Raw genomic sequence first — 11,876 nt, forward strand, 5'->3', positions numbered from 1 at the left:
CAGCAGACCGGACCTGCCCGGCCGCGCCTGCCAACCGGCCGCCGAGCCCGCGCGCATTCACTCGACCGGTTCCAACTGCCACCACTGGCCGGGGGAGTCGGTGTCCTCCCACTGCTGTACGTTCGCCCCGTCCTCGGCCGAACCGTCGGCGACCTCCAGGAGCAGGCCGCTGATGTAGCTGACCAGGGTGACTCGGCCGGGCGCGTCCACATGTCGCTCCACGAGCCACTCCTGGGCGCCGTAATTGTTCGCCCTCCACTGCTGGACGTTGGCACCGTTCTCCGTGGAGGCGTTCGCGACGTCGAGCCGCTTGCCGCTCTTGACGTTCACCAGGTGGTAGAGCCCGCCGCCGGTGTGCACGGGGGAGATGTGCCACTGCTGCGCCGTGGAACCGCTCTCTTTGCCCTGCTGCACATTGGCTCCGCCGCCCTTGGCGCCCCCGTGGACGTCGAGCAACAGTCCGCTGCCCACGTTGCGTACGAGGTACCGGCCCTCGGGCAAGGAGTCGGGATTCTGCTTGGCGTTCATGGTCGAGAAGAATAGGGCCGCGGCACCCGTGGAGGGGCGGGAGAGCGGTATCGGCCACCGGACCACCCGGCCGCGCATTCGGTCCGCCGGTCCGGTCCGCATGACTGGGCCGCCGGTCCAGGCCACCTCGCAGGATCACCTCCAGTCGGGCACGGTGGCACGGGCGCGGGGCACGGCCTCGGCGGCACGGGCACGGGTGGCACATGAAGGCGCCGCCGCCCGGAGGAACGGGCGGCGGCGTCTCAGGCGAGGGTGTGGCTTCGTCAGTGGTGGCGGCTCTCGCGGGCCAGCGCGGTGACGAAGTGGGCTGCGTCGATGGTGCCGACGCCGGTCGCCATGTCGTAACCCTTCACCGCGGTGTAGCCGGTGACGCCGGCGTAGCTGTTGTTCGTGCCGTCCTTGACGTCCACGAGGCCGGAGCCCGGCTTGTACCCCTCGTGCTTGTAGAGCGAGTACAACGCGTCGTTGATGTTGCCGAGGCGGTGCCCCGCGGCCTGGTCGGCGAGGGCGACGATGCCCGAGAACAGCGGGCTCGCCTCGCTCGTACCGCCGGAGACGTCCCAGCCGACGGCGGTCGGGTCGTAGCTGGAGTACACCCAGGCGCCGCCGTTGACCGCGGCCGCCATCGAGATGTCCGGGGTGCCGCGACGGTTGCCGACGGCGCCGCGCACGCCGTTCTGGTACGAGGGGCGCTGGAAGACGTGGGACTGGCCACCGCCGCCCGAGCCGTTGTCGTTGTAAACGCTCTCAGGGCTGAGCCGGTTGCCCTGGTCGTCGAGGTGCAGCTGGGTGCCGCCGATCGACGTGACCAGTGGGTCCGAGGAGGGCCAGGAGTTGACGCGCTCCTTGTAGTAGCCGGAGCCGTCCGCGGTGTTGTCGGTGGCGCCGCCGTCACCGGAGGAGGCCAGCACGGTGACCCCGTGCGCGGCCGCGTCCTTGAACGCGTACCGCAGCTTCTGGATGCTGGAGAAGTCGCCCCTGTCGAAGCCGGGGAACGTGTTCTCCGTCGCGCCGAAGCTCTGTGTGATGACGTCGCCGACGCCGTGGTCGATGAGGTGCTTCTCGGCGTCCATCATCTCGGGAAGACCGGTGACGCCCTCGGTCTCTGCGACCGCGGTCTCCACCAGGACGATCTTCGCGCCGGGGGCGACCGCGTGGGCCATCTCGACGTCGAGCGTGGACTCACCGGCCCAGCCGGTCATGTCCTTGTTCTTCGGGTCCCACTTGGGAACGTTGCCCCACTTGACCACGTCGACCTTGCTGCTGGGGATGCCGTACTGCTTGCTGTACACATCCAGGTCGTGCTGGATCGTCGGCGAGCCGAAGGAGTCCACGATCACGATCGTGCGGCCCTTGCCGGTGATGCCCGCCTTGTAGAGCGGGTTCAGGTTGTACGCCTGGCGGTACTGGAGCGGGCCGTAGCAGGCGATCTTCCACTTGGCCTGGCACTGCTCGCTGGTGAGCGGGCCGCTGGTCGAGTGGGCGAGCTGGTGCCCGGCGATCGCCGGGACGGGCTTTACCTGCGGGGCGGCAGGTGCGGCGGTGGCGGACCCGGACAGCGGGGTGGCTATCATCGCGGCCGCGGCAAGGGCGGTGGCCCCAACTGACGCTGCTGCGGTACGAGTCCGGGGGCGGGCTATGCGCATGAATGCTCCCTGAGTGGGGGTGAAGCCGCGCGGGGCGGTCTTCGCGATCCCATCGGGAAGGTCATGCGCAGGACAAGAGCATTTATTGCTTGATGCCGAACGCTTTGCCTGAGGGGCACACTTAAATGAACATTCTTGATTGGTAGCTGACCAACCAAGGCCGAAAAGCGACAAAAGGGGTGCCGCCAACCGAGGTTGGCGGCACCCCTCCCGCTAGGGGGCGATCAAGGTGTGTTCGCGGTCAGAACACGTCTGATCAGGCGCCGAGGTTGAACTCGGACGGGTTGGGCCCCAGGCGCTTGCCCTCGTCCAGCGCGGCGAGCGCGGCCAGGTCGTCCGCGTCGAGCTCGAAGCCGAAGACGTCGATGTTCTCCTTGATCCGCGACGGCGTCACGGACTTCGGAATCACCACGTTGCCGATCTGAAGGTGCCAGCGGAGGACCACCTGCGCCGCCGTGCGGCCGTGCTTCTGTGCGATCGCGACCACGGTCGGCACGCCGAGCAGCCCCCGGCCCTGGCCCAGCGGCGACCAGGCTTCGGTCGTGATCGCGTGCTTGGTGTGCAGGGCGCGCGACGTGGCCTGGGCGAGCTGCGGGTGCAGCTCGATCTGGTTGACCGCCGGGACCACCGACGTCTCGTCCAGCAGGCGCTCCAGGTGCTCCGGCTGGAAGTTGGAGACGCCGATCGCCCTGGCCCGGCCGTCCGCGTAGATCTTCTCGAATGCCTTGTACGTGTCCACGTACGCGTCCTTGGCCGGTACCGGCCAGTGGATCAGGTACAGGTCCACGTAGTCGAGGCCGAGCTTGTCGAGCGAGGCGTCGAAGGCCCGCAGGGTCGAGTCGTACCCCTGCTCGGTGTTCCACAGCTTCGTCGTGACGAAGAGCTCTTCGCGGGCGACCCCGGAGGCGGCGACGGCCTTGCCGGTGCCCCGTTCGTTCTCGTAGATCGCGGCGGTGTCGATGCTCCGGTACCCGGACTCAAGCGCTGTCGCGACCGCCTTGGCGGCCTCGTCGTCCGGCACCTGCCAGACACCGAAACCGAGCTGCGGCATCTCGACGCCGTTGTTGAGGGTGATGGAGGGGACCTTGCTCACGAGCGGTCGATCCTTTGCGTCGTCGGTTGGTACTCACATCGTCAACGAAGGGACGCAGTGACGCATTCCCGACAGGCCGGACCGATTGCCCCTGACCTGCGGGGGTGCCTCCGCACCCTTTGTCGAGGAGTTCCCACGCTCGCGGTCGGACACGCGCCGTGGACCCCACCCGAATCCGGTCGGTTCGCACCATTGACCGCGCGCCGACAAGTGACCGCGCGCCGAGAAGGCGCGGCCCTCTGGCGTAGGTGCATGAATGCCCGTGAGCGAGTTGGAGACCCGGTCCATGACGACGTGGGACGACGTCCGTCGTGGCGCCGGGCCCGGCCTGCCGCACCGTTGACCCTGCGTCCGCGATGCGACGGGGTGATCCAGCGCGACGAATCCGCGAGGAATCGCGAGAAAAAGGGGAGGCGGAGCGCTGGGGTGGCGGGCAGGATGGTCGCGCTCTCAGCCCGCTCCGAAAGGACCCCACGACCGTGGCACGTGCGATCACCCTGATCCGTTCCGCCGGCCTTTCCGACGTGGCCGAGTACGCCTACGCCTCGACAGCGCCCCCCCGAGTCGCGCCTGATCTTCCTGGCCGGCGCGTGCCCCTTGAACGAGGACGGTTCCACGGCCGCGGTCGGTGACTACGCCGGCCAGGCGGCGAAGGCCGTCGAGAACATGGAGACCGCTCTCGCTGCCGGCGGCGCCTCGCTGCGGGACGTCATCAGCACCCGGGTGCTCGTCGCATCGAGCCGGCGCGAGGATCTGGTGGCTGCCTGGGAAGTGGTCCGGGATGTGTTCGGTGACCACGACGTGCCCAGCACGCTCATGGGCGTCACCGTGCTCGGGTACACCGACCAGCTCGTGGAGATCGAGGTTATCGCAGCGGTGCTCGATTCCTGACGCCGACCAAGGCGGGGCAAGTCGCCCCGCCCGAGAGCGCTCTCACCCCGCCGCCCCACGAACGCCGCCGCCCACCCCCCCGGGACCGCCGCACCTCGCTGCTGGGCGCGCCCTTACCGGTACAGCGCGTCCACCTCGGACTCGTACGCCTCCTCGATCGCGCGGCGCTTGAGTTTCAGCGACGGAGTGAGGAGACCGTGTTCCTCGGTGAACTGGTGGGCCAGTATGCGGAAGGTGCGGATCGACTCCGCTTGCGAGACCAGGGTGTTGGCGGCCACCACCGCCCGGCGCACCTCGGTCTCCAGGTCGGGGTCGCGCACCAGCTCGGACGGGGTGAGCGGGGGCTTGCCGCGCATGGCGAGCCAGTGGTCCACACCCTCCTGGTCGAGGGTGACGAGCGCCGCGATGTAGGGGCGGTCGTTGCCGACCACGATGCACTGGGCGACCAGGGGATGGGCCCGCACGCGTTCCTCCAGGGCGACCGGCGAGACGCTTTTGCCGCCCGACGTCACCAGGATTTCCTTCTTGCGCCCCGTGATGGTGAGGTAGCCGTCCTCGTCGAGCGCCCCGATGTCGCCGGTGGACAGCCAGCCGTCCCGCAGCACGGCCTCGGTGGCCTTGGGTTCGTTGAGGTAGCCGGAGAACACCTGCCCGCCGTGGATCCACACCTCCCCGTCGTCGGCGATGTGCACCGTGGTTCCTGGGATGGGCTGCCCGACCGTGCCGTACCGGGTCCTTTCGGGGGGATTGGCGGTCGCGGCGGCGGTCGACTCCGTCAGGCCGTAGCCCTCGTACACCGTGACGCCGGCGCCCTCGAAGAACAGGCCGAGCCGGCGGCCCATGCTGGAGCCGCCCGACATCGCGTGCCGGACCCGGCCGCCCATCGCGTCGCGGACCTTGCCGTACACCGTCTTCTCGAAGAACTGGTGCTGCATCCGCAGGGCGGCCGAGGGACCGGCGCCGGTACCGAACGCCTTCTGTTCCACGGCCTCGGCGTACTTGACAGCGATGTCTACGGACTTGTCGAACGGTCCCGTCTTCCCTTCGGCCTCCGCTCTGCGGCGGGCCGCGTTGAACACCTTCTCGAAGATGTAGGGGACGGCGAGGATGAACGTCGGCCGGAACGACTGGAGGTCGGGCAGCAGCGCGGAGGCCGAGAGGGCCGGCTGGTGGCCCAGTTTGACGCGGCCCCGGATGGCCGCGATCTCCACCATCCGGCCGAAAACGTGGGCCAGGGGCAGGAACAGCAGGGTGGATGCCTCGTCGCCCGGCCGGGAGTGGAACACCGGCTCCCAGCGGGAGATCAGCATGTCCGTCTCGAACATGAAGTTGGCGTGGGTGATCACACAGCCCTTGGGGCGGCCCGTGGTCCCCGAGGTGTAGATGACGGTCGCCACCGACTCGGGTGTCACGGCCCTGCGGTGCCGGTCGACCACCTCGTCGTCGATGGACTCACCCGCCCTCAGGAGAGCTGAGAGCGCTCCCGTGTCCAGCTGCCACAGCCGCTTGAGGTGGGGGAGACGGTCGACGACCGAGCCGATCGTCATCGAGTGGTCCTCGTGCTCCACCACGCACGCCGTCGCCTCGGAGTCGTGCAGCATCCAGAAGACCTGCTCGGCCGAGGACGTCGGATAGATGGGCACCGACTGCGCCCCGATGCTCCACAGCGCGAAGTCGAAGAGTGTCCATTCGTACCGGGTGCGCGCCATGATGGCGACCCGGTCGCCGAACCGTACGCCGTCCGCGATCAGCCCTTTGGCGAGCGCGAACACCTCGTCCCTGAAGGCTGCCGAGGTCACGTTCTGCCAGTGGCCCGAATCGTCCTTGCGGCACAGTGCGATGCGGTGGGGATCGTCGAGGGCATGGGCGTAGACGGCGTCCGCAAGGCCGCCGACCTGAGGCGGCGTCGCCATGGGTGGGACCGTGAACTCGCGCAATGACCTGCCTCCCTCCGGGGTGGCCACCCCCGGTGGCGCTCCGCACAGCGCGGTGACCGTACCCCACGCACAGTTCCGGTGACAGGGGCCTTCTGCAAGTCGAGACGTACGACGTCTTCACAGGTCAGCGGCCGAAACAGGCCCACATGGGGACCGCTCGGGCACTCAGCTGACTCAAAGACACGTTCTGCGCAAGGCAATCTCCACGGAATCTGTACGCTCCAATCACCCCCGACGCACTGGTGCACCCCGCTTGGACTGGACCACGCTCCGTCGCCGCAGGCCGAGGCGTCTCCCCCTGCCGGTGCCCCGGCGCGGCCCGTCGCCCGGGACAAGCCACCGGCGGCCCTGACCGGTCGGTGTTCGGCCGGTCCGGTGGCCGCGGTGCAGCCGGTCGCCGCCCGCCAGGATCGCCGACGCCAGGGCGCCGGCCGCCTCCTGCGCCGCCGAGCCCCGCCGGTTGTGCAGCAGCACGAAGTCCACCCCGCCGAGCTCCGGCAGAGCGCTGCGCGCGGAGAGCGGGTCGAGGCCGGGCGGGATCAGGCCCCGGGTGTGGGCCATCACGCCGAGCCCGGCGCGGGCCGCCGCGATCAGGCCACTCAGGCTGCCGCTCGTACAGGCGATGCGCCAGGAACGCCCATGGTCCTCCAGGACTTCCAGCGCTCGGGCCCGGGTGATGCCGGGCGGCGGGAACAGAATGAGCGGAACGGGGCGCTCCGCCTCCAGTCGCAGCCCTGGCGCTCCGATCCAGCACAGCTCGTCCGTCCACACCAGTTCGCCGTGGCTGTCGCCGGGGCGCCGCTTGGCGAGCACCAGATCGAGCCGGCCCGCTTCCAGTCGCCGGTGCAGGGTTCCGGAGAGCTCGACCGTCAGCTCCAGATCGACCTCGGGGTGGTCGCGGCGGAAGGACTGAAGGATCTCCGGCAGCCGTGTCAGGACGAAGTCCTCGGAGGCGCCGAACCGCAGCCGGCCGCGCAGCCGCGTTCCGGCGAAGTAGCCGGCGGCCCGCTCGTGGGCGGCGAGGATGGTCCGGGCGAAGCCGAGCATCGCCTCGCCGTCCTCCGTCAGGCGCACGCTGTGCGTGTCCCGGCTGAACAGCAGCCGCCCCGCCGCGTCCTCCAGGCGGCGCACGTGCTGGCTCACCGTCGACTGCCGCAGGCCGAGTCGCCGCGCGGCCTGCGTGAAGTTGAGCGTCTGGGCGACGGCCAGGAACGTCCGCAGCTGGTTCGCGTCGTACATGACGTCCACGGTAGCCATGACGTTCACGGTGGCCATGACGTTCACGGTGGCCATGACGTTCACGGTGGCCATGACGTTCACGGTGGTCATGACGTTCACGGTGACCATGACCTCCACGGTGACCATGACCTCCATGGCAGCCCGGCCATCGTGAAGCGTGATGACAGTGAGAGTGGCATACGGGATTCCCGATCGCGCAGGACAGGAGGATGATCGGCAGGGCGCAGCCCCGGCCGGGCCCGCACGGCCCACGATCCCCTTCTGCGCGGCACTGGCCCGCCGCGCCGCGCAGAACCCCCCTGTGCGTCCCCTCCGGGTCCGGTCCCACGCCGGGCAGAAGCCCGTGCGCGTCCCGTGCTGGGTCCGGTCCCCGTGCCCGGCCCGGTCGCCGCGCCCCGCACCTGAACACCCGAGCCCGCAAGTGGAGCACATGAGCCGCCACATCCCGAAACTGCCGTCCTGGCTGCCGGTCGACCCATACATTCTGGCGCTGCTCGGCACGGTGGGACTGGCCGCGCTGCTGCCGGCGTCCGGGCCCGCCGCCCCCGTCGCGAGCGGCGCGTCGACCGGAGCCGTCGCGCTCCTCTTCTTTCTTTACGGAGCCCGGCTCTCGACCCGTGAGGCGATGGACGGGCTGCGCCACTGGCGGCTCCATGTCACCGTCCTCGCCTGCACCTTCGTGGCGTTCCCGCTGCTCGGTCTGGCGGCGAAGGGCCTCGTCCCCTTCGTCTTGACGCCGGATCTGTACAACGGTCTGCTCTTCCTCTGCCTGGTGCCCTCGACCATCCAGTCGTCGATCGCGTTCACCTCGATCGCCCGCGGCAACGTGGCCGCCGCGATCTGCGCGGGTTCCTTCTCCAGCATCGCCGGGATCGTGGTCACGCCGCTGCTCGCGGCGCAGCTCCTGGGCGGCGGCGGGGGCGGGTTCTCCGGGGACTCGCTCGTGAAGATCGTCCTGCAACTCCTGGTGCCGTTCCTGACCGGGCAGATCCTGCGGCGCTGGGTCGCGGGGTTCCTCGTCAGGAACAAGAAGGTCCTCGGATACGTCGACCGCGGCTCGATCCTGCTGGTCGTCTACAGCGCGTTCAGCGAGGGCATGGTCCGCGGCATCTGGCACCCGGTGAGCGCCGGCAGGCTCGCCGCGCTGCTCGCCGTCGAGGCCGTACTCCTGGCGGCGATGCTCGCGGTGACCTGGTACGGGTCGAAGCGGCTCGGCTTCGACCGGGGTGACCGGGTCGCGATCCAGTTCGCCGGCTCGAAGAAGAGCCTGGCCGCCGGGCTGCCCATGGCCAGCGTGCTGTTCGGCGCCCAGGCCTCATTGGCGGTGCTGCCCCTGATGCTGTTCCACCAGATGCAGCTGATGGTGTGCGCCGTGATCGCCAAGCGCCGGGCCCGCGATCCACTGCCCGGGCAGAGCGAGGACCCGGCCCGCGAGGAATCCGGCCGCGACCCCGTACGGGCCGGCCGGGGATGACGCACCCGGAGGCCCCGAGGCCCGGAGGCCCCGAGGCCTCGCCGCCGACCTCGGCCGTGGCCGGTCGGGGATGACGCACCCTGAGGCCCCCGCCGTCGACCTCGGCCGCGGATGGCCGGGGATGACACACCCCTGAGGCCCCTGCCGTCGACCTCGGCCGTGGCCTGAACCGGTCCCCGCCGTACGGTGTAGATCATCGGGGCCGGTACGGTGCCGCCATGACCGCACTCGCAGGCGAGCCCGCCACTCTCGACCCCGCGCGCACCGCGCTCGTCCTTGTCGACCTCATGGACCGGATCACGGCGCTGCCCCTCGCGCCGCGGACTGGGGACCAAGTAGTCGCCACGTCACGGGAGTTGGCGGAAACCTTCCGTGCGGCGGGCGCCACCGTGGTGCTCGTGCGGGTCGAACGCCCGGGCGCGGCCGCGCAGCCGCCCGGCAGCGAGCTCGTCGCGGGCCTCGCGGTGGACGGCGATCTGCTCGTCGTGAAGCGCACCGTCGGCGGCTTCCACCAAACGGAGCTGCACGAGCTGCTGAGCGAACGCGCAATCCACACCCTCGTGTTCGGTGGGATCGCCACCAACCTCGGCGTCGAGTCGACGGCCCGCGCCGCCGCCGACCACGGCTACGAGCTGCTGTTCGTCGAGGACGCCATGGCGGCGCTGACCGAGGACGAGCACCGCGCCGCGATCGCCCTCAACTTCCCCCGGCTGGGCAGGGTCGTCACCGCGTCGGCCCTCGGGTTCGGCTGACCGGCATGCCCAAGTTCACGATATCCGCCGCCGGTTCACGCCCCTGCACCCTTGTCGTCTGCCGCGGATGCTGCTGTGGAGATGCCCGCAAAACGCCCGGAACCGACCATGCCCGCCAGTTGGACCGGCTGCGTGCGGCGGCCGCCGCGTCCGGCGGGAACATCGCGGTGCGCACCACCGACTGCCTCGGCCCCTGCGGCCAGGCCAACGTGATCGTGGTCCAGCCGTCGGGCCGGGCACGCCAACGGGGTGCCCGCGCGGCATGGATCGGCTGGGTCCTCGACGACGAGGCCACCGACGACATCCTGCACTGGGCGGGACAGGGCGGCCCCGGGGTCGTGGAACCCCCGGCCACCCTCGCCCTCCAGCTGATCCCGGCCCCTTCCGAGGCGCGCAGGCGGGCGCGCTGAGCTGAGCCGACCCCGTCCGCGCCGCGCGGTACCTCCCCGGGGAGCGGTGCCTCCCCGGGAAAGGGGTGGGCCGGGCGGTGTGCCGGGCGTGGACAAAAAGGCCCGGCCGGCGCAGGGGGCGCTCCCCGCCGGCCGGGCCGCTCGGTCGCAGCGGGTCAGACCTCCGAGCGCAGCGCGATGCGCTCGTCCCCCGCGTACACGTTCATGGAGCTGCCCCGCAGGAACCCCACCAGGGTCAGACCCGACTCCGCGGCCAGGTCGACGGCGAGCGAGGACGGCGCGGAGACCGCTGCCAGGACGGGGATGCCGGCCATGACCGCCTTCTGCGCGAGCTCGAAGGAGGCCCGCCCCGACACCAGCAGGATGCACCGCGACAGCGGCAGCCGGTCGTCCTGGAGAGCGCGTCCCACCAGTTTGTCGACCGCGTTGTGACGGCCCACGTCCTCGCGTATGTCGAGCAGTTCGCCCTCGGGTGAGAACAGCGCCGCCGCGTGCAGGCCCCCGGTCCTGTCGAAGACCCGCTGCCCCGCGCGCAGCCGGTCGGGGAGGCTCGCGAGCAGGTCGGGCTCCACCCGGACCGGGGGAGTGTCGCTGATGGGGAAGCGGGCCTGTGTGCGGACGGCGTCCAGGCTGGCCTTACCGCACAGACCGCACGACGACGTCGTGTACACATGGCGTTCGAGCGTGATGTCGGGCACCGCGACGTCCGGCGCGAGCCGCACGTCGACCACGTTGTACGTGTTGTGCCCGTCGGCGGTCGCGCCCGCGCAGTACACGATCGACTGGAGCTCGGACGCGGCCCCGAGCACCCCCTCGCTGACCAGGAACCCGGCCGCGAGCGCGAAGTCGTCGCCCGGGGTGCGCATCGTGATCGCGAGGGGTTTTCCGTTGAGGCGGATCTCCAGTGGTTCCTCGGCGACCAGGGTGTCGGGCCTGGTCGAGACCACGCCGTCCCGGATGCGGATGACGCGGCGGCGTTCGGTGACCCGTCCCATGTCCTCAGTCCCTCGATCGCTCGGTCGCTCTGGTCAGTCTCGTGTCTGTACGTGCTGGAGGCCGAAGCGCCCCTTGATGCACAGGTTGCCGTGGGTCACCGGGTTGTCGTGCGGCGAGGTGACCTTGACGATCTCATTGTCCTGCACATGGAGGGTGACGTTGCAGCCGACGCCGCAGTAGGCGCACACGGTGGTCGTCTGCGACTGAACCGACTCGTCCCAGGTCCCGGCCGCCCGCATGTCGAACTCGGACCTGAAGGAGAGCGCTCCCGTGGGACAGACCTCGATGCAGTTTGCCGCAGTACACACACGCCGAGTCGGTGAGCGGGCCGTCGTGCTCGGTGGAGATCCGGGCATCGAAGCCGCGCCCCGCCACCGCGATGGCGAACGTGTTCTGCCCCTGCTCCCCGCAGGCGTCGACGCACTTGTAGCAGAGAACGCACTTGTCGTAGTCCCGCACATACAGGTCGTTGTCGATCCTCGGCTGCTCATCGACCCGTGCCGCATCGGCGCCGAACCGGCCGGGCTCGGCCCCGTACCGCGCCAGCCACTCGTCGGCGCGCGGCGTCGTGGACAGGTCGACGGACGAGGCGAGCAGTTCGAGCACCACCTTGCGGCTGTTGCGGGCACGCTCGGTGTCGGTGCGCACCGTCATGCCCGCCTCGACCCTGCGCGAGCCATTCCTGGGGGTCAGGGTGTCGCCCTGGCAGAGGGTGGGAATGTCCTTGCCGGCGCTGCGGCAGACATCGAGGACGGTGTCGCCCTCCGGCGCCCGTACGGACTCGCCGTCGATCGTCAACTGGACGATACGGCGCGGCAGTTGAAGCGGAATCGCGGTCACCGGAAGGCTCCTGTTCGCGTCCTGTCAGTGTCAGTGTCCTGGGGGTGCGGGCCTTGGGGGTACGGGTCCC

9 protein-coding genes and 2 pseudogenes are annotated in these 11,876 nt (G+C 70.3%); 4 read left to right on the forward strand and 7 right to left on the reverse strand.

Translation table 11 applies throughout. The features are described 5' to 3' along the window. Positions 1-57: 57 nt before the first annotated feature. The 3 genes from ACGFW5_RS05290 to ACGFW5_RS05300 all read right to left on the reverse strand — a co-directional run bounded on the left by ACGFW5_RS05290 (position 58) and on the right by ACGFW5_RS05300 (position 3,267). A complete protein-coding gene (locus tag ACGFW5_RS05290; protein ID WP_393832832.1) occupies positions 58-528 on the reverse strand; it encodes an RICIN domain-containing protein in 471 nt (156 codons plus the stop codon). A gap of 263 nt (positions 529-791) precedes the next feature. Further along, the gene (locus tag ACGFW5_RS05295) at positions 792-2,174 is read right to left on the reverse strand and encodes a S8 family serine peptidase (protein ID WP_393832833.1); all 1,383 of its coding nucleotides are present in this window, start codon (positions 2,172-2,174) and stop codon (positions 792-794) included. A gap of 256 nt (positions 2,175-2,430) precedes the next feature. Further along, on the reverse strand, positions 2,431-3,267 hold the full coding sequence (locus ACGFW5_RS05300; RefSeq protein ID WP_393832834.1) for an aldo/keto reductase: 837 nt from the start codon (positions 3,265-3,267) through the stop codon (positions 2,431-2,433). A 479-nt stretch (positions 3,268-3,746) separates the two neighbouring features. Between ACGFW5_RS05300 and ACGFW5_RS05305 the strand changes: the two are divergent. Further along, positions 3,747-4,158 (forward strand): annotated as a pseudogene (locus ACGFW5_RS05305) (RidA family protein). Positions 4,159-4,271: 113 nt separating this feature from the next. Here ACGFW5_RS05305 and ACGFW5_RS05310 read toward each other — a convergent pair. Both ACGFW5_RS05310 and ACGFW5_RS05315 read right to left on the reverse strand, forming a co-directional pair. After that, complete coding sequence (locus ACGFW5_RS05310; RefSeq protein WP_393832835.1) at positions 4,272-6,071, reverse strand: AMP-dependent synthetase/ligase; 1,800 nt, start codon at positions 6,069-6,071, stop codon at positions 4,272-4,274. 249 nt (positions 6,072-6,320) lie between these two features. After that, positions 6,321-7,334 carry a LysR substrate-binding domain-containing protein gene (locus tag ACGFW5_RS05315; protein WP_393833079.1) on the reverse strand — a complete coding sequence of 338 codons (1,014 nt, stop codon included), beginning with the start codon at positions 7,332-7,334 and terminating at the stop codon, positions 6,321-6,323. A 430-nt stretch (positions 7,335-7,764) separates the two neighbouring features. Between ACGFW5_RS05315 and ACGFW5_RS05320 the strand changes: the two genes are divergently transcribed. The 3 genes from ACGFW5_RS05320 (at position 7,765) to ACGFW5_RS05330 (ending at position 9,970) form a co-directional block, all read left to right on the forward strand. Further along, positions 7,765-8,808, forward strand: coding sequence for a bile acid:sodium symporter family protein (locus ACGFW5_RS05320; RefSeq protein ID WP_393832836.1), 1,044 nt, complete (start codon positions 7,765-7,767; stop codon positions 8,806-8,808). A gap of 218 nt (positions 8,809-9,026) precedes the next feature. After that, positions 9,027-9,560: an isochorismatase family protein gene (locus tag ACGFW5_RS05325; RefSeq protein ID WP_393832837.1), complete on the forward strand. Its 534-nt coding sequence runs from the start codon at positions 9,027-9,029 to the stop codon at positions 9,558-9,560. A gap of 5 nt (positions 9,561-9,565) precedes the next feature. After that, positions 9,566-9,970, forward strand: coding sequence for a (2Fe-2S) ferredoxin domain-containing protein (locus ACGFW5_RS05330; RefSeq protein ID WP_393832838.1), 405 nt, complete (start codon positions 9,566-9,568; stop codon positions 9,968-9,970). Positions 9,971-10,125: 155 nt separating this feature from the next. On the opposite strand, the gene fdhD is transcribed toward ACGFW5_RS05330, so the two are convergent. After that, positions 10,126-10,965, reverse strand: a complete 840-nt coding sequence (gene fdhD, locus ACGFW5_RS05335; RefSeq protein ID WP_393832839.1) for a formate dehydrogenase accessory sulfurtransferase FdhD — start codon at positions 10,963-10,965, stop codon at positions 10,126-10,128. A gap of 33 nt (positions 10,966-10,998) precedes the next feature. Then, positions 10,999-11,806, reverse strand: a pseudogene (locus tag ACGFW5_RS05340) (4Fe-4S binding protein). Positions 11,807-11,876 lie beyond the last annotated feature (70 nt).

The sequence above is a fragment of the Streptomyces sp. NPDC048416 genome (assembly GCF_043200435.1).
GTDB lineage: Bacteria > Actinomycetota > Actinomycetes > Streptomycetales > Streptomycetaceae > Streptomyces.

Excerpts from the sequence above, each read along its gene's own strand:
- ACGFW5_RS05290 (WP_393832832.1), bottom strand. The coding sequence starts at position 528 with ATGAACGCCAAGCAGAATCCCGACTCCTTGCCCGAGGGCCGGTACCTC.
- ACGFW5_RS05295 (WP_393832833.1), bottom strand. The coding sequence starts at position 2,174 with ATGCGCATAGCCCGCCCCCGGACTCGTACCGCAGCAGCGTCAGTTGGG.
- ACGFW5_RS05310 (WP_393832835.1), bottom strand. The coding sequence starts at position 6,071 with ATGGCGACGCCGCCTCAGGTCGGCGGCCTTGCGGACGCCGTCTACGCC.
- ACGFW5_RS05315 (WP_393833079.1), bottom strand. The coding sequence starts at position 7,334 with ATGTACGACGCGAACCAGCTGCGGACGTTCCTGGCCGTCGCCCAGACG.
- ACGFW5_RS05320 (WP_393832836.1), top strand. The coding sequence starts at position 7,765 with ATGAGCCGCCACATCCCGAAACTGCCGTCCTGGCTGCCGGTCGACCCA.
- ACGFW5_RS05325 (WP_393832837.1), top strand. The coding sequence starts at position 9,027 with ATGACCGCACTCGCAGGCGAGCCCGCCACTCTCGACCCCGCGCGCACC.
- ACGFW5_RS05330 (WP_393832838.1), top strand. The coding sequence starts at position 9,566 with ATGCCCAAGTTCACGATATCCGCCGCCGGTTCACGCCCCTGCACCCTT.
- fdhD (WP_393832839.1), bottom strand. The coding sequence starts at position 10,965 with ATGGGACGGGTCACCGAACGCCGCCGCGTCATCCGCATCCGGGACGGC.